This window comes from Pseudochrobactrum algeriensis (genome assembly GCF_018436245.1).
GTDB lineage: Bacteria > Pseudomonadota > Alphaproteobacteria > Rhizobiales > Rhizobiaceae > Pseudochrobactrum > Pseudochrobactrum saccharolyticum.
In genome coordinates, this window is the sequence record NZ_CP075361.1 from 495,024 (window position 1) to 518,585 (window position 23,562).

Genomic DNA, 23,562 nt, shown 5'->3' on the forward strand with positions numbered 1-23,562 from the left:
CAATGGCCATCGTTGAAAATGGTGCGGGAAATCCCGGATTGAAACCAGGGTTGAAAATCGCAGGAACCGGCGCTTATCTGCCTGAAAAATGTGTTCTCTCCACGGAAATTGATGCGATGCTGGACTGGCCGTCCGGTACTGTGGAAAACCGCTTTGGCCTCAATGTCCGCTACGTGGCGCAAGGTGCGGAAACCAGTTCTTTCATGGCTGAGCAGGCCGCCTTGCAGGCACTGGACGCTGCCGGTATTGCGCCGCAGGAGCTTGATCTTATCCTCGGTGCCTGCGGGGTTATGGAGCAGGTTATTCCTTCAACCGCCACACTGGTTCAGCACCGGCTGGGTTTGGGGAAATCCGGTATTGCAGCTTATGATGTGAATGCAACCTGTCTCAGTTTTATTCAGGCGCTTGATCTTGCCGCTATGAAAATTCAACTGGGGCTTGCCCGCAATGTGCTGATCTTTTCCGCAGATATTGCCTCAGTCGGTCTGGACTGGAATGAGCCGGATGTTGCCGCGATTTTTGGTGATGGTGCAGCAGCGGTTGTGCTAACAGCCGATGGCGAAGGTCTGCTTGCCAGCCATTTTGAAACCTATTCGGAAGGGCGCGATGCCTGTGTGCTTGCTGGTGGCGGCACACGAATATCAGCCGCAGTTGATCCGGTGGCAGCAGCGGATGCCTCTTATTTCCGCATGAACGGGCAGGCGGCTTTCCGCGTAACAGCGCGTTATCTGCCACGGTTTCTGAAGCGTTTGTTCGCGCAAGGTGCGCTGAATATTGCTGATATTGACTGTATCATTCCTCATCAGGCGAGCGGCCCGTCACTGACACACGGACTGGCACGGATCGGGCTTCATCCGGATAAGGTTATCCAGACATTTTCGCGTTTCGGCAATCAGATCGCCACATCCATTCCGATGGCACTCCATATGGCGGTGACGGAACAGCGGCTTAAGCGCAATGATCTGGTCTTGCTTGCCGGTACTTCGGCAGGGATTTCTATCGGCGGAACAATATTGCGGTATTAATGGCAAAGATACTTGTGACAGGGGCAACAGGATGCCTCGGCAACACTCTGGCAAAATATCTGTCTGCGCAGGGACATCAGGTTCTGGCACAGGGGCGTGATGCGCGTGCCGGTCAATTGCTGCAAGCGCAGGGGATTGAGTTTATTCCTTTTGATTTACGAGCCGATTATCCGGTGCAAGCCTTTCAGCAGGTTGATATTGTCTTTCATTGCGCCGCTCTTTCAACAGCCTGGGGCAAGGCGGAGGATTTTCAGGCGATCAATGTAACCGCGACACAGCGCCTGCTGGATGCTGCACGCAAAGCGGATGTGGCGCGGTTTGTCTTCGCATCCTCGCCGAGCATTTATGCCAACGGAGAAGACCGGTTTAATCTGGCGGAAGATGCGGAATTGCCTGCAAATTTCCCCAGTCATTATGCCCGTACCAAATATGAAGCGGAATGTCTGGTGCTTGCCGCAGACCGGCAGGGAGCTATGCGTACCAGTGCCTTACGTCCCAGAGCGATCTACGGCACCGGTGACCGCTCGCTGATGCCGCGTTTACTGCAGGCAATCCGCCGCGGGCGGGTGCCTATGATCGGCGGCGGGCAAAGCCGGATCGATATTACTCATGTGTCGGACGCAGCGCAGGCTATGGCGCTGGCCGGTTTCAGTGAAAATGCGTGTGGTGAGGTTTTCAATATCACGTCCGGCAAGGCTTACCGTTTCTCGGAATTGCTGGCAGCGGTCTGTGCATTAAATAATGCTCATCCGCGTGAAGTTCATATTTCCTATGGTAATGCCATGCGGCTGGCCAAAGGGTTGGAATTTTTGCATCGCATTTTCGCACCTGATCGCGAGCCGGTGCTGACCTGTCAGGCAGTGGCCTCGCTCGGTCGCAGTCTCACACTGGATATCAGTAAAGCACAGGAAGAACTGGGATACAGACCGGCCGTGGCGATTGAGGACGGGATTAAAGATTATGCCGGCAATCTCTGAAACCATTCTGGATTTTACATCTTTTCATGTCGGCTATTGCAACGGGCCGCTGGCGATGACGCAGCGCAGTGCACCGTGGTGTATCGGGCGTTTTCCTGCCGGTATTGCAGTGCTGCGCCATCCGGTGCGCGGCACAATTCTGTTTGATACGGGTTATGGAAAGCTGTTCGGAGAGGCAACGACACCTTTCCCCGAGCGGATTTATCGCTGGCTGACACCCGTAACCTTTGATGCTGATGACAGCCTGACAAAACAGTTGCAAAAGCGTGGCATTGCTCAACCGGATCTTGTTTTTCTTTCGCATCTTCATGCCGATCATGTGTCGGGCCTGTTCGATCTGCCTGTAATGCCGCCGGTGATAACATCGCGTCAGGCGATTGAGAAACTGGCCGCGCCACGTCTTGCGACTTTACAGGCGGGATGTCCGGCGCTCATCCGCGACAGGCTGAAATCTCTGAATTTACAGGCCGTCGAGTCATTGCCTTGCGTCAATCTTGCAACTTACGGGCTTGAGGCTTTCGGCAATGGCTATAATCTTCTGGGCGATCAGTCCGCGCTGGTTGTGGAACTTCCGGGGCATGGCTTCGGTCAGACAGGTTTGTTTCTGCCTGCCACAACACTAGGCGCAATTTTTCTGGTGGCAGATGCGATCTGGAGCCTTGAAGCACTGAGACAAAACCGGTTGCCGCCCGATATGACTTTGCGCCGTCTTGGCGACCGCAATGCTTTTCTTGAGACTTTTGCAAAGCTGCGCGCATTCCATCTGGCCAATCCGCAGGTGCGGATTATGGCTTCGCATTGCATGGAAGCCTATCCTCTGAACAGCCACGGGGAGAGAGGATGACCCCGCTTACCGTCTTTCTCCGTGCCCGATATGGCAAGGGCTTTGCATCCCGTGAGGCGATTGCGCAGCATCAGCAAAAGGCGTTTCAGCATTTGCGCCGCAATATCATGCCGCGCTCTCCTTTTTATGCGCCTTATGCCGATAAGCCGCTGTCTGACTGGCCGTTGATGAATAAAGCTCTGATGATGGAGCATTTTACTGATATCAACACCGTCGGTATCACGAAGGAAGAAGCTTTGCATATTGCGCTGACCTCTGAGCAGGAGCGTGATTTTGCACCGATGATCCGCAATATTGCTGTGGGGCTTTCTACCGGCACATCGGGACAACGCGGGCTTTTTGCCTCGAACAAGCGTGAGCGGGCATTATGGGCTGCGCTGATGCTGGGGCGTTTTTCACCGTCATTCCTGCAGCGGCAGCGTGTGTCTCTGTTTCTGCGCGCCAATAATATGCTCTATGAGCGGCTGGGCAATGCGCTGATCAGTTTTGAATTTTATGATCTTTTACAATCATTTAACAGCCATTTGCAAAGGCTTGCGGATCAGCAGCCCACAGTGCTGATCGCACCGGCACAAATTCTTGGTTTGCTGGCACAGGCGCAGAAAGAGCGGATAATCAATATCGCCCCGCGCTGTATTATCTCCGTGGCAGAAGTGCTGTCGCCGGAGGACAAAAGCGCGATTGAAACGGTGTTTGGCGTGCGGGTCGATCAGGTCTATCAATGCACGGAAGGTGTATTAGGCATGACCTGCCGCGCCGGTAACCTGCATCTCAATGAAGCCTATATGCATATTGAGCGTGATATAATTGATGAAGCCAGCGGGGCTTTTGCACCAATCATCACGGATCTGACGCGCGAGACACAGCCGGTGCTGAAATATCGTCTCGACGATATATTAATTCCCGATAATGAGCCTTGTCCGTGCGGTTGCGCCAGTCTTCGTCTTAAGCGGATTGAGGGGCGTTGCGATGATATTCTCTATTGGCACACAGCAGACGGCACATTGCGTATGATCCCGTCTGATCTTATCCGGCAGACGGTGGCGACAGCCAGGGCGGGTATCAGCGATTATCGGGCTGTACAGCACGGGCAGCAACTTCTGGAAATATGGCTGGAAGCGGCCGATTATGAGCAGGCCTGTGCAGAAGTGACACGTAATTTGGCGGCACAGGCTGTGTCAGTGAAAGCGCAATTGCCGGAACTGCGCTTTCATGCAGGTATTCATACGCAATATGATCAGAAGCGACGGCGTGTCATCGCTAAGCCCTGAGACTGCTTGTGAGCAGCTCCAGCAGGTTGGATATTTATCCTTTTGTGAATAAAGGAGTGACAATCTCCTTCAGGATGCCGAGCGCTGCGGCATTGGCCTGATCGTCGTCCGATGCTTCAAATTCCGCAAGTTCAATCCCTGCAATTTTCTCACGCGGCAGCGCTGCAAATAATGCGCGGAGTTGTTCCGGCAGCAAGCCGTGCTGCACTTTATAAGCGGCAGGCACAAAGCCCGGTTCAAGCGCATCCCAGTCAACATGAATCCAGACCGGTGCATCGCCGGTGGCTTTCATAATGGCTTCCGGCGTTACTTCTGATGGCGGAATAACGCGGACACCGGCTTTTTGCAGCAATGCAGCTTCTTCATCATCAATGTCCCGTCCGCCGACAATAATCACCTGTTCCGGCCGCAAGCCGCTGCCTGAGCCGCTGTCCCAGAGGCCGCAGGCCGCAGCAACTACCATGCCGCCAAGATAGCCGGAGCCGGTTGTAGCAGGAGTGTTGAAATCGCCATGAGCGTCGATCCACAAAACCACACTGTCCGGTCGTTCGCGGGCAGCTACAGGCAGACTGGCGAGACTTGCTGAACAGGTATTGGCAAGCAAAACCGGTATCCGGTTTTGGCGAAGGCTGTTTGCCACAGCATTGCTGATTGCGGTTAATGTGTCATGCGCCTGAGGCAGGCTCTCTGACCAGTCATCCTCTCTGGCCGGTGAAGGTGTTCCGACTGTGGTGACCGTTGCGGGGATGAGCTCCCCAACCATTGCGGCGGTGAGGGCGGCACCGGGAATTGCGCCCGATGTACGGTCGGCAATACGGCCCTGAGAAAGAATGATGTCGAAGGCCATATCCGGACTCGCTTTTCATGGTAACGGAATTTGCTGTTACGCATTTCTATAAGCGGGATAAATATTTGTCATCTTTAAACTTTTCCCCGAACAACATATTCAGTGCACGGCAGCGGCACGCAGGGATTGGTCGAATGCAGCACGCGCCGGACGCGACAGCGCAGATACAGATTGGGAGAACCATTCCGCAATATCCTGCCCTGCTGCCGGTGCAGTCAGACCGGCTCCGGTGCTGAAATTTCCGGTCGCCTGAGGGTATTGGCTGAGCGCTGCGGCAATGCCACCGGCAAAGAAACCGGCATCTTTTGCATGGGGAAACCATACGCTGCCGTCTTTCTTCTCAGCCTTGTCCAGCATAGCGCTATTCGCAATAAGCCCCGCCCATTGCTTGCCCAAACGCTCTGCCTGCCCATGTGACAGCATAGCAGATGCGTATTGTTGCAGGGCTTTGCGCCCGCCAATATTGCTCTGCAAATGATTGGCTGTTTCCGGCAGATTTGCTTCAACCGCAACGGTCAGTTTTTCAAGCTTTGCGGCATCGATATCGGTTGTTGCACCGATGAAACTGTCCAATGTGATATTGGCCGCAAAAACCGGCGCACTATACAATGTTGCAATTGTAATAATGATTTTCAGTACCGGTATTTTGCGAATGATTGTCATAGCTGTTTCAACTCATGAAATAGGTGAAATTGTTCCATTGACTGAAATATTCAATATCAGCGCTTTCCGGTGGTGACATTACACTTATTGTTTCAACCGACGTTAATCAAAGACGTCGCCTCAGACTTTTATGAAGCTTCGGCCACTTTATGGACACAGAAAAATCATCTGCTACCATGGTCTGAATATTCTGAGCTTTCCTCAACGTGATACGGAGAGACTGCATGAGTAGCAAACGCCTCTGCTGGGCGGTTATCCTGTTCCTCGGAATGCCGAATTCCGGCATGGCGCAGGATTATCTTTTCCAGAATTTTGCGGCAAGTGATGCTCTGGGGCAAATGCATCAGTCCATGCGCGACAACATGATGCCCTCCGCGCGGGAGCGTCCTGCACCGCAAAGGAAAAGCAAGCAAAGAGCGGTTTCCACGACCTATCGGGCATCTCCGGCTGTATCATTACGGGTGCAAAGACAATTTACGGATTTCGTGGAAAAAACATCGGGACGTCAGGCTGGACAACAGGTGCGGGAAATCTTCCGCAAACGTAATCCGGTCGCCAGCTGGGTCAGTATCGTCAAGGCAGACGGATTTCGCTCCGGCGATGTGGTTGATGCCGTTGCGGCCTATCTGATCCTGAACTGGATGATGGCCAATGGCAGCGATAATAACCAGCAGCAAGCGAGTGCTGTGCGGCAGCAGATCCGGCAGGCCTTGAGCAATAATCCGGGATTTGCGCGTTTGGGTAATGATGAGCGTCAGGCACTCGCAGAAACCTCAATGCTGAATTTTCTTGTCCAGCATGCGGCCTATATTGATGCGCTCAAACGCGGTGAGAAAGTGATGATCCGCCGTCTTAGTGATGCGGCGGTTGCCCGTTTTCAAAACCAGATGAATATGAACCTGCGGGAAGTGAAAATAACCGCAGCGGGCTTCCGGTGAAGTCTGAAGCCACGCTGACGGTTATTGAGGCGTATCTTCTGCGGTGCTTGTCCTTGCCGGTTGGGTCAGCGGTTCCGGCACAGGAGTGCCGGTGAGTAATTGTTCGCGTCCGGAAAAAATGTCACCCTGAACCTGTTCTGTCAGGCGTTTGGCATCGCGGCTGCGGATATCATAAAGCGTATCAACCGCGCTTTCGTCATCAAGACCGAGCTGGCGCAGCCCTTCCATACCGAAAAGCAGTGCGGATTCAAAGGTTTCGCGCAATTCGAAATCAACACCGGCCTTGCGCAATTCAATGGAATGGGTTCGGTCAAACGACCGTACAAGAAGTTTTGCAACGGGAAAATGCTGTTTAATCAGATCAACAATGTGATTGGTCACTTTGGGATCATCAATACAGATCATAATGATTTCAGCTTCATCTGCGCCGGAATGATGCAAAATGTCGAGCCGCGAGCCGTCACCATAGAAAATCCTGAAACCGAATTTTTGCGCTTCACGGATACGGTTCGGGTCGGATTCAATGATGGCGACTTCTGTCTGATGTGCCAGCAGCAATTGCGATGCAATCTGTCCGAAACGCCCGAAGCCGATCAGCAAAACCCTGCCTTTCAGATTGCAAACCGGCTCAACGCCGTCAAGGGAGGCGGTTTCCTGTTTCATAAATCTTGCGCCTGCCAGCAGGATCAGCGGCGTGACTGCCATAGACAGGATAATCACCGTTGAAAACAACGCATTGTCGCGGGCATCGATAAGGCCGTTGCCGAAAGCTGAAGTGTAGAGCACGAAAGCAAATTCACCGCCCTGCGCAAAGAGCAGGGTACGTTCCAGTGAATGATGGTGACTGGAGCCGAAAAGCCGTGCAACACTGTAAATTCCGACGGCTTTGGTAAGAATATAGGCAATCAAAAACAGAAGGATCGTCGGCCAGTCGGTTGCGACAATGCCGAGATCGAGCGACATGCCGACGGCAAGAAAAAACAGTCCCATTAAAAGCCCTTTAAAAGGCTCAATGTCGCTTTCAATCTGGTGGCGATAACTCGATCCGGAAAGCATTACGCCAGCCAGAAAGGCACCCATTGCCATGGAAAGGCCGCTGGCTTCCATCAGCAATGCGGCGCCGAGCACAACAATCAGGGCACCGGCAGTCAGAACTTCGCGGGCACGGGCGCGCGCCAGCAAGGCAAAAAACGGATCAAGCAACCATCGCCCGACGGCGATCAGCAGCAGAATGGCACCGACGGCAATTGCGATACCGGTCAGGCCGCTGGCCTCATGCTGCTGGGGTGCAAGAAAAGCAACCAGTGCCAGCAGAGGCACGATCATCAGATCTTCAAGCAGCAGAATGGAAACGGCTTTTTGCCCCTCAGGCGTCGCGATCTCACCGCGTTCCTGCAGCATGGACATAATGACGGCTGTCGAAGACAGGACAAAACCCGCTCCGGCGATCAGGGCTGTGACGGGCGCAAGACCGAGAAGCATCCCGACACCGCTGAGCAGGGCAATACAGCCGAGAACCTGCGCCAGACCAAGGCCAAAAATCTGATGCCGCATCGTCCAGAGTTTGCTTGGGCGCATCTCCAGTCCGATGACAAAGAGAAACATGACAACGCCGAGCTCGGAGAAATGCAGAATTGTGGCAGGGTCGGTAAACAGTCCCAGAACGGATGGTCCGACAAGAGCTCCGGCAGCGAAATAGCCAAGTACAGAGCCCAGACCAAGTCTGCGAAAAAGCGGTACGGCCGCCACACCTGCTGCGAGAAGTACCACTGCCGGTCCGAGTGTTTGTCCAAGCCCTTCTGCTGCCATAGACGCTCCGTTCCGAATGTTGGATTTTAAGTATTGCTTATATAAAAAGACATTATTTTTGTATTGCGGTCAATATAATTGCCGAAGGGGAAATCCCCTCCGGCCGGTTTGCGGGTGTTCTCATCCGGTCAGGCTTTAGCAGGAAGGAACGCGGCTCTGACCTTCAAGGGTGAAGCGCCCGTCTGCGCCGCGCTTATAGACTTCCTGAAAATTCTCTGATCCGCTCTTGTAGGAAACCGTAATGCTCTTGCCCTTTTCAGCGGCAGTAATCATGCCGGTAACTTCTTTGGCTGTTGCTTCATCACGGGCATCGGAGAAAGCGACTGGGATGCGTGCGATTTCAACAGGACCGGATGCGCCAAGTTCGGTCAGAACGCCGAATGAACAGAAAAGTCCCTGTCCGCCGCCACCGCCTTCCGTGTAGAGAACCGGCGCGTCAGTAATATCTGCGCTCCATCCCCAACTGTCTGCGGGATTGCCGACAACGCCTGTCATACCGACATTCAGCCATTCACCCTGAGATGTATAGGGATATCGCGGTTCGCCTGCATCATGGTCCAGATAATGGACAGCATTGAGACCTGAGCAAGCCTGACTGGTGCATTCATTGGCACCGGTACTTACAAGGGCAACACGGGTATCAGATAACGGGATGAACGCTAAAGGCACAAAAAGGAAATTATCATCGCCTACTGTGACTTTGGCCTCACTGCGCGCAGCTTTAGGGAATGCAACTTCAAAGGCTGCGGGTACACCGGCGGGAACGACATCGCGGTTTACGGCTGTAATTTCAAACAAGGGTTGAGCAGAGACTGCAACTGCCGGAACGGTGAGGAAAGTAGCCAGACCGCAAATGAGGGTAATATTGCGATATCTCATATAACCGCGACTCCAATAATGTTGTTGTGTTGGCGTAAATTTTACGGGGCTCATAAAGAGCATTGTTTTTATATCTGGCGCAACAGGAAACAACAGAAACTGCGGGAAGATATAATTTCGCAATTATTGTTTCGATGTCAAAATTGTTGCTGATGAAATTGTGTAATCTATTGTGATGCGCTGATGCGGTTTTATGGAAATTCATTTTTGTATAGGTTGTTGATATTCGGTCTGACGACCGGTTCATATTTGCACTGAAAGGCTTTCATAATGCTGATTTCTTTGATGCATAAATCCGGCTGGGCGCTGGCGGCTTTAACCGCAGGTTTGATGACGGCTCAGGCTGCGCCTTCCTTTGATTGTGCAAAAGCATCCGGTGATGCCGAGAAGGCTATTTGTGCATCTGCGGTGATTGCTGCAGCTGATAAGAAACTTGCTAAAACCTATGCGGAATTGCTGAAGAAGCTGGATAATGAAGCGGCCGCAGCCCTGAGGAATGATCAGCGACAGTTCATTGCAGACAGAGATGAACTTTTCACTCTGACCACACAAACGCAGGAGAGGCTGACGGAGCGGCTTGAGTTTACGCTGACCAACAGGGAGAAAATCCTCAGTGCTGTTGAACCATTGCCTCCGGCGGGATTGCAGGGCACGTGGCGTAACAATAATGCGCTGCTCACAATCTCTGCCGATAAAGCGGGCAAGCTTACATTCGACGGTAATGGCACGGAACAGGTCACAGGCTATTGGACATGTAATGCTGAAGGTGTTGTAGAGCCTGACGGCGAAGCAAAAGGGAAAGTTGCTGTCGATAATGGCTGGACGATAGAGCTGACCCGTGCAGGTTCAGTCTTGAAGCTCACGGAAAACGGGCCTTCCGGCACAGTGCCTTATTGTGGTTTGAACGGTGCAATGGCCGGTACATATTTCTATGTCGGTGCTGCACACTAAAGCTCCGTGCCCCCGTTGGACGCACAAGGGGCGCACAAAACTCGCTCTGGCACTTTAAAATTATGCTCTAAGCGGAGCGCTGAAGTATCATCAGCGCTCCGTTTGTTTTTATGCGGATCAGAAACGCAGTGTCATGCCGCCGATAACCGTGCGACCACGGCCGAGTTTTTGTGCATCCATATATTGCGCAGGCTTGTAAGCTTGATTGGTGATATTCTCAATATTGAGGAAGAAGGTCGCATTTTCATTATACTTGTAGGATGCATAGGCATCTGCAAGCATATAGCCTTCAACATCAATCAGCTGAGGTCCCATCGGCGGTTTCACCGCTTTGGTCTTGCCGACACGGCGGATTTGTCCACCGATTGTCAGTTTTTCATCCAATGCGCGAAAACCGGCATTAATGGTCACAGTATAGTCCGGCAGACCATTCAGCTCACCAATTCCAAAGCCATCCGACCACATGCCATAAGGCAGATCTGTTTTGGTTTTTGAGTAAGAAATACCGGCAAAAGCAAAACCGCTGTCATAATTGGCTTCCAGTTCAAAACCTTTGATACGGGTTTTACCCGGTATATTGATGAATTTCAGCATCGGCATATTCTTCATCGAGTAAGGACCCGATGTGATGTAGTTTTCAACATCATTGCTGAAGTAATTGGCTTTCATGCGCAGGGCATCGCCGGAGGCCAGCACATCTTTCTCCAGCACATTCACGCCGAATTCCCAACCCTTGCTGGTCTCGCCTTCGAGGTCAGGATTAGGACTGGTCGGGTTCGGTGTCTTGCCATGTGCTCCAGGGAAGAAAGTTTCAGTCACAGTCGGCGGGCGGAAGGTTTTCGCATAGGTGCTGTAGAGCTGGATGCCGTCCACAGGTGTTACAGCCAGTGTCACCCGCGGGTTCAGGCTGCTGTCAGACCGGTCGATCGCTTCAAGCACGGTTTCGCTGCCGCGTTTTCTGGCAACATCACCCTGCAGCCGGAATGTGTCATAGTGGAAGCCGGTTGTCAGATCGAACATGCCATAGGAGAAAGTCGCATCGGTAAACAGGCTGCCAATGCCGATCTTGCCGTCTCCGGGGCCGCCTGTGCCCCAGGACTGACCATTGGTCACATCATCATGATAGTATGCGCCGCCATAGGTCAGTTTCAGCGCAATATCATTGGGCAGATCCAGATGACTGCGATTGGTGACATCAATCCCCATACCCTTATCGCGGGTGAACTGCCCTGCATAATTTCCTTCCGTAAATCTGACCTGCGCATCATTATAATAGGCGTTAACGGTCAGATCGATCAGGTCATTATCGGGCGTGAAATCATAACGCGCCGTATAAGTCTGATTGCGATAGGTTTGCGGTTCACTGCGGATTGTGGATTTATTATTATACCAGACACCGCCCAGCAGCAGTTTGTGATCCTCACCATTGCCAAACTCCAGTTTGGCAAGGCCGGACTTCAGATCTTCCTGCTGGTTGGGATTGATCAGGCGGCGGCCTTTTTCATCCACCCCGCTTTTCGGTGCGCCGGAGTCGCGACGGTTGAAAGCGCCCATAAAACCGATACCGTTTTGCGTGCGTGCACCGGCTGCTGCCATTCTTGACCAGTCATAGGCATTATTACCGAATTTAATGGTCGACATGGCACCATAGGAATTGCCGGGCAAGATCACATCATCAATACCCAGAGTGCGGAAATTGGCCGCCCCGCCCAGCGTGCCGACACCGGCAGCACCACCCAGAGAGCCACGCCCCATATCCATTCCAGCGAGCAGATCACTGTCGACAAAAGCAGAGCCGCCGGACACGCCATGTCCCATCACGCGTATATTCTGGCGGGCACCGTCAATCATCATATTCACACGGCCATAGCCTTCCATGCCGCGTATATTGACCGCAACACCGGCGCCGGACATTGCCTTGCGGGTAAATGTGCCTGCAGAAGCGCGCAGGGCATTATCAATATTACCGGCATTCTTCTCCTGAAGTGTCGCCGCATCAATGGAGGTTACCGCCGCAGTTGTTTCATAAGGAGCATCTTTACCGGCAACCAGACCGCTGACACTCGGCGTGCCGGTGTTGACGGTAATCACATTCAGCTGCACATCCGCATCACCTGCCTTTGCTGCATTCTGTGTGCCGGGGCGGATCAGGGTGAAAGAGCGCGCATCATTGCGGCGATAGGAATAGCCTGTACCGCTGAGCATTTGTGCAAGCGCCGCATCGACACTCAGCTTGCCTTGCACGGGTGCGGTGCGGATATTGGCGGGCAGGGTGCCGTCAACAAGAATATTCGTGCCGGTTTGCGCTGCAAAGCGCACAATCGCGGAAGACAGTGGTTGTGCAGCAAGCGAAAAGTCACGTTTTGCTTCTGCGGCAGCCGTCGCAGTTGCTTCAGGCTGCTGTGCATGAGCCGCAGGTATGATGAGTGCAGCAATCGCCACAGAACAGGCCCAGATTTGCGGACGCAAAATCATACGCTTTTTGAGGTTTCCGCTTTTTACCGGCAATGGCATTCCGTTTCTCCAGATCAGCAAACAGGTTCTGACTGTAAGACGGAAAGCTTTTGTGATTTTCTGATAAAAATAATCATATTTTAAAAAATAATTTGAAAGCGCAGTTTTCCGCTAATTTGAAAGTGTTAGAGCGACTATGTGTGCCAAGTCTTGCACACGGCGCTCTAGGCGCTATAAATCAGCGTGCCCCATAGCGGTATATGGCGGGTCTTAATCGGCAAAGTTTGGGTGAGTTGTGTCAGCACCGTATCAATGTCCTGAATATTGATGACCAGTGTCACCGGACGTTGCGCAAGGCTGCTATCCATTAATATCAGCTGCTCTGCCGACCAGCGATTGAGCACCTGAACAATATCACTCAAAGGCTTGTCGATGAAAACCAGCCGCCCTTCCAGCCATGACAGATCAATCTGGTCGTCTGCAGGCAGCGGGGCGCTGATCTGCTGCTTTTCATAAATGAGTTTTTGTCCCTGCTGCAACGTGACGGATTGTGCAGCATAATCAATGCGAACAGCATGTTCTGTCACCAGAACTTCAGCCAGATCATTGAGCAAAGCAATATTGAATTTTGTGCCAAGAGCTGTCACACGGCCGGAAGCGGCCTGAACAGTGAAAGGCGCCTGACCGCGTGCAACGCTGAAATAGGCTTCGCCGTGATGCAGGATAATATTGCGCTGCGTCTCTGTTATTTTGACAGACAGAGCAGTGCCGCCGGACATATGGATTTGCGAGCCGTCCGCTAAGTCCACAAGACGGCGCTCACCGCTGGCGGTTTTAAAGTCCGGTGCGGTCGTTTCCATCACACTATAGCTGCCTGCACCAAAAGCGGCGAGCAACACTAATTTGCCGAAATTGCGCCGGTTCATGCGGCGCGTGGTCTTGCGCTTTTGCATCCGGTGCATCTGCGTTGTACCCGCCCAGAGTATTTCCGCTTTTTTATAGGCCTCGGCATGGTGCGGATCGGCTGCAATCCAGCGCCGATGCGCGGCTATTGTCTCTTCATCGGCTTGTCCGTCACTCAGCACAGTAAACCAGTCGATTGCCCTGCGCAGCACCGGATCAAGCGCCTGTTCGGCCTCAGCGCTCCAGAGTTCATTGTCGCTGATGTCTGGTTTGGTGATCATACGCGCCTACCTGTCAGACCGTTTTCCGCCTGACTGACGCGATATTGCAGATGGATCATCACGCGGTTCATCTGGCTATAGGCAGTTTGCAGCGGCAGATGCAATTCACGGGCAATGTCAGCAAATGTCTTACCGTCAAGCCGCATGAGATAAACCCGACGCGGAATATCAGGCACTTCCGACAAAGCCTGTTCGAGTATGCGCATGAATTCAGCATCTATCAAAATCTCATCGGCCAGCGGCGCGGGATCGGCAAATGTTTCGCTTAATGCAGCGGTATGACCGGCTAGCGGATTCAGTTTCTGGCTGCGGGCATGGTCGGTCTGCAAATTTGCAGCCACGCGGAAAAGATAGGCTTTGTGATTGTCGGGCAGGGTTGCAAATTTATTTTTACGCGCTGAGGTCATCAGGCGCAGAAAAGTCTCCTGAGTCAGGTCTGCCGCCACATCCTGCGCAGCACCGCGACGGCGCAGAAAGCGTTGCAGCTCTGCGCTGTAATTTCTAAAAAGGGAGGTGAAGTTCCACATTATCAGGTCAAAAACTATCGCTGTCGCATAAAGGATTCTGTCAGAAATTTTATGCTGTTTAATAAATATGACTTAAATAATCAAGTTAATCTATGTGTTTGTATCCGGCTAATAAATGCCTCGCCGGAGATAAGCTGTCGGTAAGGATCGGATACAAAAAACACGGTGAAAAGTCTCCTTTTCACCGTGTCTTCCCAACGTGGCTGTCATTATAGTTTTTCAAAGACTGGAGGTCAGAATAACTATTAAATATCCACGTCTGTTAAGGAGACTGATCGTTGAAAAATCTCCTTAATACTGTTCATCAGAATGAACGTTGGAAACGGATCACACCGCCGACAGCATCTTTTTCGCGGGAGAGAATGCGAACAGGATGGTCTTTTTTCCATGTGGTGTAGTTGAATTCCGGAGTAATGGTGAAACCCGGAACCAGCTGATAGGCGACATTCGCAGCAAAAGCAGTTTTGCCCCAATCCTCGTAAGCAGCCTGAATGTTGAAAGTCGCATTGTCTGTTGCTTTGTACTGCGCACCACCCCAGACAGCCCAGTCACCACCCCAGTTTCCATACATGCCGGTATTCTCTTCATAAGAAGCGTAACCGCCCTGCACCCACAGGGAGAATGTGTCTGTTACATTCACATCAAGGCGAACTTTACCGGCCCATTCTTCAAGATTGGAGTCATAGGCGACAGTGCCTGCAATCGCGCCCCAACCCTGTTCAAACTTCAGGCCGCCAACAACATGCGGCATATAGCTGTCGATACGGTTATTGAAGTCGCGCTGCAGCCAAACGCCGGAGGCATCATCATAATAATTATTTTGCCCTTTATCGCCGCCTTGTTCGAGCGATATGATGGCTGAGAAACCATTGCCGCCGGCAAAAGTGTAGCTGATCAGATTGGTGCGGTAATAACCGGCTGCAACCACGTCATCATTGATGATGTCGCCGAGATATCCGGTGAAAGTATGAAATGCGGATTCATCCAGCCCCATCCGCAGACCGCCAAGCTGTATATAAGCATAATTCAGCGTATGGGCGCCCTGTGAACCATTTGAGAAGTTGAAGCGGTTTTCAGTAAATGTTTTGAGCGTGCCCAGTTCGGTTTCCGAAATGGTATAGGTGCGCAGAGTGAAGCGTGCGAGTTTATCCCAAGTGTCTTGATGGTCGCCATTCGCATCAACATAACCGAGTTTGCTGCCAGTGTAGGGATCATCGCCGCCAGCCGCCTGATAACGAACATAACCGCCGATGCGTAAGCAGGTTTCTGTGCCGGGAATGTAGAAATAGCCAGCGCCGTAAGCATCGCAAACGCGCACATATTCCACGGCTTCCGGTTCCGGTGCAACGACAGCGTCGGCGGCCTGCGCTCCGGTTGCCGCAATAAGTGCAGCCGCAGAGCCAAGAAGAAGACTCTTAATAGTCATGGCGTTAATCCCGCTTAGCTTTGTCAGTGTGAAATTTACTGGCTAAAGTTTACGGGTTGTGGTCGCTCTTACTACTGTAGAATCTTGCAGGATGCGGTGTAAATTTCAGAAAGCCGGTCGGGCATTGACGCCCAACCGGCTTGTTTTTTGCATTTTATTTGCGTGCAACAGGGCGAACCAATGGTGTCACGCGTCTGATGGTAACGCGGCGGTTTTCCTGCTCGGCAGCTTGTGTGCGGATTTTCAGGAAGCGTTCGCCATATCCCTGCGTTACAAGGTTTTCTGCCGGAATGTCATAGACTTCTGTCAGCAGGCTTGCCACAGATTCCGCGCGCTGGTCGGACAGCACGAGATTTGAGCGGTCAGAGCCGATAGCGTCTGTGTGCCCTTCAATGAAGAAGGTTTCACCAGGGTCTTTGGCGAGCACTTTTTGCATTGCACTTGCAACTTTGCGCAGGGTTTTGGCCTGCGACAGTGAAACCTCGGCACTGCCGGTGGCAAAGTGAATTGTATCCAGATCGATACGGCGCACCTTGTCACGCAGACGCGCTGAGTGACGGACTTCATCAATCGTGTAGACGCGTTCAACCCGCTCTACAGGCGGCTGAGCAAGGAAGTCATAGAAGTCACGTTCCGGATCTGCAGCGACATCAATAATATAGTCAGTGACAGGAATGGTCAGCCGCATCGGCGGCAGATCATATCCGACATCGAAGATTGCTGCACGCGGGCTGTCATCATATTCAGGTGCATAGATCATCAGATATTCATTGCCGTCACGGTCGATACGTGAGCGCTGCAGAATGTCGCCGTAACGATCATAGATTGTTACGATCTCATAACCGCCGGGACGTACAATGGTTTCGCGCAAGCGGCCGCGCGGCAATTCATCATAATATGAACGCTCGGCATCACGACGCAGGCGGGGGCGATCATCACCACGGACGAAGATGCGGTCGCCCGTCTCCAGAATGATGCGGTTATCAACTTCCTCAACGACTTTCACATTGGTGATATTGTTGATTGTCGTGTTGTTAATAACGGTATTATTCACAACCGTATTATTGATGATATTTGTAGTGTCCGGAACCACAAAGGCTGGTGCATCTTTGATGCGCGTGCCTTCTTCTTTGAGATTGGCTTCAATCTGCTGCGGCAGATTTTCAGAGATCGTGGCCGGAATTTCAACCTGAGCAGCGGCATCATTCACAGGCGGAGGCGTATTCTGCTCCTCGGCTGCACGCTGTTGCTCTCGCTGTTTACGGCGCTCTTCTCTGGATTGGTTGCCGCCGAAATTATCCGCATCCTTATCACTGTCAAGAATGGCGGCTCCGTTTTCAACGGGCAGAACAATGGTTTCATCTGTGCTGGCAGGATCTTTGGCAATCTCCTGCTTTTGCTCAGGTGTACGCTCGTCAATAATTTCAGCTTTAGGTTCGGCAGGCTGGTTGTTTTCAGGCTGCTGAACTTCCTGCTCCGGCTGTGGTTGCGGCACCTGCTGATCCGCTTGTTTGGCCGGTTCAGCCTCTTGTTCCTGAGGCTTTTCATCAGTTACAGGCGGTTGAGGGGCAGGTTGCTCAGGTGTTGTCTGAGGGGCAGGCTGTTCTTCCGGTTGCTTTACAGGCTCCTGTTCGGTTGGCGCAGGAGGTGTTTCTTCGGATTGAGCAGGTTTCGGTTCAGGCTCCGGTTTAAGGTCAGGCTTTGGTTCTGGCGCTGGCTTCGGCTCCGGGCTTTCCTTAGGTTTGGATTGCTCTGCTGCCTCTTTGGCCTGCTTTTCTGCTTCTTCGTCTATAGCTTTTTGCTGGTCAGCATTTTTCTGCTGTTCGGCAGCGTCTTGCTGTGCCCGTTCTGCAGCCTGTTTTTGTTCTTCTGCCTGTCGGGCAGCCTCGTCCTGCGCTGCTTTTTGCTGCTCTTCAGCTACACGTTTTGACTCTTCTTCGGCAGCACGCTGTTGCTCAGCGGCACGTTGCTGTTCTGCAGCCTGTCGTTCAGCTTCTTCCTGAGCGGCTTTCTGCTGCTGTTCGGCTGCGCGTTTTGCCTCTTCTTCGGCCGCGCGCTGTTGCTCAGCGGCACGTTGCTGTTCTGCGGCCTGTCGTTCAGCTTCTTCCTGAGCGGCTTTTTGCTGCTCTTCAGCTGCACGTCTGGCTTCTTCTTCGGCCGCGCGCTGTTGCTCGGCGGCACGTTGCTGTTCTGCAGCCTGTCGTTCAGCTTCTTCCTGAGCAGCTCTTTGCTGCTCTTCAGCTGCCCGTCGCGCTTCCTCTTCGGCTGCGCGCTGTTGTTCCTCAGCCTGTTGCTGACGCAGCATCTGATCGTCAGCCGGCTGTTCGCTGTTTTCCTGTGCGAGGATGATCGGGGCTTCTGATGTGCCGGCCTGAACAGGCTGCATCATGATGGAAGCCGAGAAAGCCGGAAAAACAACTGTTGCGAGCAGTTTAGAACGAAAACTCATAATCCCTCTCCTTAGGAAGGCAGAAATTGCATAGGTTGCATTTCGTCAATTCCCGATCGAAATAACACTTAATTGCCGGTGCTTATTATTTGCTGATTTATGGCAAATTTCGGCGATATGAGGAAATGGTTAGTTCACGTTTTATGAACCTTTGCTGAATGTCAGAGAGCAGAGGTCTTATGAGTATAGTAAAATCCGGCCGTTGCTAAGCCGGTTTGCTGGCGAGAAATGCAGCACGCGCGACATCCTCTACCTGATGATCCTGTAATGTGCTGGTTGCAATACGCACTGCTGCCAGCGGACGGACTGAGAATTTGGAACCCGGTGCCACGGCAATATTGCGGGCGGCCAGCGTAATCAGTGCAAATTGTTCGGATTCTACCGGCATCAGACAGCACAGACCATGATTGTCCGGAATGTTTTTGCCGTGCGCGGCCAATGCCTGCTGAAAATAGCTGGCACGCTGCCGGTAAATCTGCTTTGCCTGCTCCAGACTATGCTGCGTTGCCTCATCTTTGAGCAGCCATGCCACTGCCGATTGCAGAATACGGCTTGTCCAGCCGGAACTGAAGCTACGATAAGACTGGATTTGCTCAACAAGGCTGGCTGAGCCGGAGAGAACTGCCAGACGCAAATCAGGACCTAAAGTCTTGGAATAAGACAGAATATGGACCACCCGATCAGGAAAACGTGCGCCGAGTGTCTGACGCGGTGCCATGGCAATATCGGCAACACCGTCATCTTCAATGATGAGTGTATCATGCCCTTCCAGAACATCACCCAATGCCATCAACCGTTCTTTGCTCATGCAATGGCTGGTCACGGAATGAACCCGTGGCTGAAACAGAAACGCGGCAGGTTTCTGCTCCAGAGCAGATGCCAGAGAAGAGGGCAGCGGGCCCTGATCGTCACAGGTGACCGGAATGATTTTAGCGCCGAAATCTTCAAGAATATCAAGAAGGCGCATCGCAGTCGGATCTTCAATGGCGATGGATGATCCGGGCGTTACAAGGGCATGAATAAGCGTATAAGTGGCATTATAGCCGCCATTAGTGGCCAGAAAGGCTTCCGGCTCATAAGGCCAGTCGCGGCGCACAGCCTCTTCAAGCTCAGGCAATATACGCACACGCTGATAGCTGTTGAGACCATCCGCCTGAGCACCATGGCGCAAAGCCTGTTCCAGTGATGGCAGTAAAGCTGTGTCCGGTATGGCCATGGAGAGATCCAGTACATCATCGCCGTAATTGCCGAAGCTCATCAATCGTGCCGGTTTTGCTGCAAAATGATCACCGCTGACCCATGTGCCGTTGCGGCCTTTGCCATTGATAATCTTGAGCTTACGCAACTCGCTCAAGGCCTCGGAAATGGTGGCGGGGCTGATCCCCAGAACATAAGCCAGATCACGGATCGGCGGTAATTTGGTGCCGACCGGCAAGGCGCCGCGTCTGATTAATCCTGCCATGTCGCGGGCAATGCCGCGCGTCGTGCGGTCTTCAAGGTGGCGGGCAAACCACTCGCTGGAGAAATCAGGCACCATAATTATTTATCCGATTTAATGTTCAGTAACATAATAACATTTGATCGGTTCAATTTGAACATTTAACTTCATTTGTACAGAGGAAATTTTGAGGGAATATTTATGCCGGTTAAATTGCGTATCGCTGTGCGTGACTGGGATTATCTGACACCGCTGGCTTTGGGCGATGTGCGTTCTGAAAAGCTTGATGTGATTGTTGATCGTGTGGGCACGCTGGTTTCTCATCCGGGAGAAGATGAGGCCCATGAAGCGTCCGAAATGTCATTCAGCCGTTACGTTTCTTTGCGTGATGAGGGTGATACCAGCATTACCGGCATTCCGAATTTCATCATGCGCGGCTTCCGTCATCGGTGCATCATCACCAGTACAGACAGCGGTATTACCGGTTTTGAACAGCTGAAAGACAAGAAGATCGGCGTCACCGGCTGGCGCGATTCCGGCAATACATGGACACGTGCGGCACTGCGCCGTCATGGTATCGGGGTTGAGGATGTCTATTGGTATGCAGGCCGTTTGACAGAAGCGCATCCGGTTACAGATCGTCTGGACGGTTTTGGCCGTGCAGGCCGTATTGAGGCCATGCCGGGTGAACAGCCGATGATGGATGCCCTGCGCGAGGGTGTGCTGGATGCAGTATTCACGCCCTTTATGCCGGATGGTTATTTTGGCAAAAACTCCGGTTTCCGTCAGGTGCTGGCCGATTTCCGCAGTGCGGAGCTGGCCTATTATAACGATGTCGGTTACGTGCCGGGTATGCATCTGATGGGTATCAAGCCGGAAATTCTGGCGGAACATCCGTGGGTGGCGCAGGAACTGAGCGATCTCTTGGATGAAAGCCAGCGTGTGTGGACAGTAAAGCGCCGCAAATATGCGGAAACCACACCCTGGATGCTCGATGAATTGCTGAAATGCGCACAGAATCTGCCGGAAAACTGGAATGTCAGCGGTATCGCCGCCAATGAGGCGATGATTAATGATTTCGCTGATGAATTGCATTTGCAGGGTATTTTGCAGCGCAAACTAAGCGTTGAAGAACTGTTTCCGTTTTATGCGAACAAGGCGTGATTGCGCCAGCCAAAGCGTATCCCGAAAAGTGCGAAGCGGTTTTCGGATAAGATACGCGTAAAAACAAACAGACAGAGCATTTCCTGTCATGGAAGACAAACTGGAAATGCTCTGAACTATTGGGAGAGTGAGATGAAAAAAACTATACTGGCAGCTGCTGTATTTGGCAGTGTTTTTGCACAACAGGCTTTGGCTGAGGATGTGAAAATTCCGGAACAGGCATTGAATGAGGCGCTGCGCGCCCGTCTGCCGGAAGACATCATCAAGGCCGGTGTTATTAATGATGTGAATTCCGGTTCCTTCCCTCCTTACCAGATCATCAATGGTAAGGACGTGAACGGCGATGCGACGGACATGACCGATGCACTCGGTCAGCTGCTCGGTATCAAAATCACCCATTCGACAGTCAGCGGTCTGCCATCGGTTCTGAGCGGTATTTCTGCCGGACGTTACCAGCTCGGCTTTGGACCGAACGGTGACTTCCCGTCCCGTCAGGGCGCCAATGATTTTGTAGACTGGGTGCGTGAATATGTGGTTTTCGCGGTGAAGCATGGCAATCCGGAAGGCATCACATCGCTGGATACAGCCTGCGGCAAGCGTATCGCTGTAATGGCGGGCGGTTCGGCTGAGAAAGTGATCAAGGAGCAGAATGAGAAATGCACCGCGGACGGCAAGCCGATTGAAGTGCAGTCTTATAATGACCAGCCAAGCTCTATTCTGGCCGTGCGCTCTAACCGCGCCGATGCGTTCTTCTCATCACAGGCACCTCTGACCTATTTTGTTCAGCAGTCCAATGGTCAGCTGGAACTGGCTGCAACCGGCCAGAAAAACGGCTTTGATGACCTGTATCAGGGCGCAGTGCTGCCAAAAGACTCACCGCTGAGCGAAGTGTTCCGTGACGGTATCCAGATGCTGATCGACAACGGCACCTATGCCACGATCATGAAAAAATGGGGTCTGGAAAAGAACATGATTGATAAAGCCGGTATCAATCTCGCCGGAAAGACCGCGCAATGAGTGAGTTGCGTGGTTCAGGCGCAGCCGTGGGTGATGTCGAACGTTTCGACGTCGCCCGTGCGCGCGCACCCTTTCCGCTGAAACGTGTGATCCTGTGGGCAGTTGTTCTGGGTGTGGCACTCGATTTCGGTATTATTGTTGCCAATAATCCGAATTTCGGCTGGCCGGTCGTCGCCGCTTATTTCTTTGATTCAACAGTGATGGAAGGGCTGTATATCACCCTCAGCCTGACCGTTGTGGCGATGATTATCGGTGTTGCACTTGGCCTTATTCTGGCAATTGCCCGCATGTCGCAGGACAGGCTGGCAAGTTCGCTGTCCAATCTGTTCATCTGGTTTTTCCGTGGCACACCGCTGCTGGTGCAGTTGATCTTTTGGTACAATCTTTCAACCTTGTTTCCGAAAATCTCGCTGGCTATCCCGTTCGGCCCGACACTTGTCAGCTGGAATACCAACGACCTTATCACACCGCTGACCGCTGCGATTGTTGGTCTGGCACTGAATGAAGCAGCCTATATGGCGGAGATTATCCGTGGCGGCCTGTTGTCTGTTGATAAAGGACAGGGCGAAACCGCAGCCGCTTTTGGTATGACACGGGCACGCGCATTGCGCCGTATCATTATCCCGCAGGCCATGCGTTCTATCGTGCCGCCGACAGGGAACCAGCTGATCAGCATGATTAAAGCGACATCACTTGTCAGTGTTATCGCCATGGCTGATCTGCTTTATTCCGTTCAGTCGATCTATAACCGCACATTCGAGGTTATCCCGATGCTGCTGGTTGCGGTTGTGTGGTATCTGCTGATTACATCCGTGCTGAATGTCGGACAGAGTGCGATTGAACGTCATTATAACCGTGGTGAACGCGGCGATGCGGTCAAAGATGAAGCACCGGTTCAGATGCAGGAGAATGCATGATGGATAAGACCGCCAATATGCAAAAACCTCTTGTTCATGCCCATAATGTGCACAAGGCCTTTCACGGTATTGAAGTGCTGCGTGGCATTGATCTGGAAGTACGCTCCGGCGAGGTCGTGGTTATTCTCGGGCCTTCCGGTTCGGGCAAATCCACCTTCCTGCGTTGTATCAACCGGCTTGAAACCATCGACAAAGGTTCGATTTTTGTCGATGAGCAGCAGATCGGTTATAAGTATAAAAACGATCGCCTGCTGCCATTGTCAGACCGTGCTATCGCCAAACAGCGTAGCCAGATCGGCATGGTGTTCCAGCAGTTCAATCTCTATCCGCATATGACTGTTTTGCAGAATGTGATTGAAGCTCCGGTCGGAGTTCATGGCCGCAGCAAAAGCGAGGCTATTGCAACGGCCAAGGAATTGCTGGCGAAAGTCGGTATGTCCCACAAGATCAATGCCTATCCGCGCCAGCTTTCCGGTGGTCAGCAACAGCGTGTAGCGATTGCCCGTGCACTGGCCGTGAAACCGAAACTCATCCTGTTTGATGAGCCGACTTCCGCGCTTGATCCGGAACTGGTGGGTGAGGTGCTGACAACCATGCGCAGTCTCGCCGATCAGGGGCAGACGATGATCGTGGTCACTCACGAAATCGGCTTTGCCCGTGAGGCCGCAGATCGTGTGATCTTTATGGACGGCGGCAAGGTGGTTGAAGAGGGCACACCGGAAGAGGTGATCGAAAATCCTCAGCATCCGCGTACCCGCAGCTTCCTCAGTCGTTTTATCTGA

General features: G+C 52.5%; 20 protein-coding genes. 10 read left to right on the forward strand and 10 right to left on the reverse strand.

The features are described 5' to 3' along the window. Positions 1 to 2: 2 nt before the first annotated feature. The 4 genes from KHQ09_RS04380 to KHQ09_RS04395 are packed head-to-tail and all read left to right on the forward strand — an operon-like array spanning position 3 to position 4,117. Complete coding sequence (locus KHQ09_RS04380) at positions 3 to 1,025, forward strand: 3-oxoacyl-[acyl-carrier-protein] synthase III C-terminal domain-containing protein (RefSeq protein WP_213596562.1); 1,023 nt, start codon at positions 3 to 5, stop codon at positions 1,023 to 1,025. After that, complete coding sequence (locus tag KHQ09_RS04385) at positions 1,025 to 2,002, forward strand: NAD-dependent epimerase/dehydratase family protein (RefSeq protein WP_213596564.1); 978 nt, start codon at positions 1,025 to 1,027, stop codon at positions 2,000 to 2,002. Before KHQ09_RS04380 ends, KHQ09_RS04385 begins: the two co-directional genes overlap by 1 nt. Further along, on the forward strand, positions 1,986 to 2,846 hold the full coding sequence (locus tag KHQ09_RS04390; RefSeq protein ID WP_213596566.1) for an MBL fold metallo-hydrolase: 861 nt from the start codon (positions 1,986 to 1,988) through the stop codon (positions 2,844 to 2,846). The genes KHQ09_RS04385 and KHQ09_RS04390 overlap by 17 nt, the downstream gene beginning before the upstream one ends. Beyond that, complete coding sequence (locus KHQ09_RS04395) at positions 2,843 to 4,117, forward strand: F390 synthetase-related protein (protein WP_213596568.1); 1,275 nt, start codon at positions 2,843 to 2,845, stop codon at positions 4,115 to 4,117. The genes KHQ09_RS04390 and KHQ09_RS04395 overlap by 4 nt, the downstream gene beginning before the upstream one ends. Positions 4,118 to 4,151: 34 nt before the next feature. Here KHQ09_RS04395 and KHQ09_RS04400 read toward each other — a convergent pair whose 3' ends face one another. Then, positions 4,152 to 4,964 carry an arginase family protein gene (locus KHQ09_RS04400; protein WP_213596570.1) on the reverse strand — a complete coding sequence of 271 codons (813 nt, stop codon included), beginning with the start codon at positions 4,962 to 4,964 and terminating at the stop codon, positions 4,152 to 4,154. A gap of 99 nt (positions 4,965 to 5,063) precedes the next feature. Next, the gene (locus KHQ09_RS04405) at positions 5,064 to 5,627 is read right to left on the reverse strand and encodes a hypothetical protein (RefSeq protein WP_213596572.1); all 564 of its coding nucleotides are present in this window, start codon (positions 5,625 to 5,627) and stop codon (positions 5,064 to 5,066) included. Positions 5,628 to 5,851: 224 nt separating this feature from the next. Between KHQ09_RS04405 and KHQ09_RS04410 the strand changes: the two genes are divergently transcribed. After that, on the forward strand, positions 5,852 to 6,565 hold the full coding sequence (locus tag KHQ09_RS04410) for a DUF6683 family protein (protein ID WP_213596574.1): 714 nt from the start codon (positions 5,852 to 5,854) through the stop codon (positions 6,563 to 6,565). Positions 6,566 to 6,586: 21 nt separating this feature from the next. Here KHQ09_RS04410 and KHQ09_RS04415 read toward each other — a convergent pair whose 3' ends face one another. Both KHQ09_RS04415 and KHQ09_RS04420 read right to left on the reverse strand, forming a co-directional pair. Next, positions 6,587 to 8,374 carry a monovalent cation:proton antiporter-2 (CPA2) family protein gene (locus KHQ09_RS04415; RefSeq protein ID WP_213596576.1) on the reverse strand — a complete coding sequence of 596 codons (1,788 nt, stop codon included), beginning with the start codon at positions 8,372 to 8,374 and terminating at the stop codon, positions 6,587 to 6,589. A 135-nt stretch (positions 8,375 to 8,509) separates the two neighbouring features. Further along, entirely contained in the window at positions 8,510 to 9,253 is a 744-nt protein-coding gene (locus tag KHQ09_RS04420; RefSeq protein ID WP_213596578.1) for a hypothetical protein, read from the reverse strand. 270 nt (positions 9,254 to 9,523) lie between these two features. On the opposite strand from KHQ09_RS04420, the gene KHQ09_RS04425 reads away from it, so the two are divergent. Beyond that, positions 9,524 to 10,204 carry a lysozyme inhibitor LprI family protein gene (locus KHQ09_RS04425; protein ID WP_213596580.1) on the forward strand — a complete coding sequence of 227 codons (681 nt, stop codon included), beginning with the start codon at positions 9,524 to 9,526 and terminating at the stop codon, positions 10,202 to 10,204. A gap of 117 nt (positions 10,205 to 10,321) precedes the next feature. Here the strand turns inward: KHQ09_RS04425 and KHQ09_RS04430 are convergent, their stop codons facing one another. The 6 genes from KHQ09_RS04430 to KHQ09_RS04455 form a co-directional block, all read right to left on the reverse strand. Then, positions 10,322 to 12,718 carry a TonB-dependent receptor gene (locus tag KHQ09_RS04430; protein WP_213596582.1) on the reverse strand — a complete coding sequence of 799 codons (2,397 nt, stop codon included), beginning with the start codon at positions 12,716 to 12,718 and terminating at the stop codon, positions 10,322 to 10,324. Positions 12,719 to 12,882: 164 nt separating this feature from the next. Beyond that, on the reverse strand, positions 12,883 to 13,842 hold the full coding sequence (locus KHQ09_RS04435; RefSeq protein WP_213596584.1) for a FecR family protein: 960 nt from the start codon (positions 13,840 to 13,842) through the stop codon (positions 12,883 to 12,885). Continuing rightward, on the reverse strand, positions 13,839 to 14,369 hold the full coding sequence (locus tag KHQ09_RS04440) for an RNA polymerase sigma factor (RefSeq protein ID WP_213596586.1): 531 nt from the start codon (positions 14,367 to 14,369) through the stop codon (positions 13,839 to 13,841). Before KHQ09_RS04440 ends, KHQ09_RS04435 begins: the two co-directional genes overlap by 4 nt. 304 nt (positions 14,370 to 14,673) lie before the next feature. Beyond that, entirely contained in the window at positions 14,674 to 15,795 is a 1,122-nt protein-coding gene (locus tag KHQ09_RS04445; protein ID WP_213596588.1) for a porin, read from the reverse strand. Positions 15,796 to 15,949: 154 nt separating this feature from the next. Next, the gene (locus KHQ09_RS04450; protein WP_213596590.1) at positions 15,950 to 18,244 is read right to left on the reverse strand and encodes an OmpA family protein; all 2,295 of its coding nucleotides are present in this window, start codon (positions 18,242 to 18,244) and stop codon (positions 15,950 to 15,952) included. Between the two features lie 205 nt (positions 18,245 to 18,449). Then, complete coding sequence (locus KHQ09_RS04455) at positions 18,450 to 19,781, reverse strand: aminotransferase-like domain-containing protein (protein ID WP_213596592.1); 1,332 nt, start codon at positions 19,779 to 19,781, stop codon at positions 18,450 to 18,452. A gap of 102 nt (positions 19,782 to 19,883) precedes the next feature. Between KHQ09_RS04455 and KHQ09_RS04460 the strand changes: the two genes are divergently transcribed. The 4 genes from KHQ09_RS04460 to KHQ09_RS04475 all read left to right on the forward strand — a co-directional run bounded on the left by KHQ09_RS04460 (position 19,884) and on the right by KHQ09_RS04475 (position 23,562). Next, positions 19,884 to 20,846 (forward strand): substrate-binding domain-containing protein, encoded by a 963-nt coding sequence (locus KHQ09_RS04460; protein ID WP_213596594.1) that lies wholly within the window; start codon positions 19,884 to 19,886, stop codon positions 20,844 to 20,846. Positions 20,847 to 20,978: 132 nt separating this feature from the next. Then, positions 20,979 to 21,863 (forward strand): ABC transporter substrate-binding protein, encoded by an 885-nt coding sequence (locus KHQ09_RS04465; RefSeq protein WP_213596596.1) that lies wholly within the window; start codon positions 20,979 to 20,981, stop codon positions 21,861 to 21,863. Beyond that, the gene (locus tag KHQ09_RS04470) at positions 21,860 to 22,780 is read left to right on the forward strand and encodes an amino acid ABC transporter permease (RefSeq protein ID WP_213596598.1); all 921 of its coding nucleotides are present in this window, start codon (positions 21,860 to 21,862) and stop codon (positions 22,778 to 22,780) included. The genes KHQ09_RS04465 and KHQ09_RS04470 overlap by 4 nt, the downstream gene beginning before the upstream one ends. Then, the gene (locus KHQ09_RS04475; protein WP_420801428.1) at positions 22,777 to 23,562 is read left to right on the forward strand and encodes an amino acid ABC transporter ATP-binding protein; all 786 of its coding nucleotides are present in this window, start codon (positions 22,777 to 22,779) and stop codon (positions 23,560 to 23,562) included. The genes KHQ09_RS04470 and KHQ09_RS04475 overlap by 4 nt, the downstream gene beginning before the upstream one ends.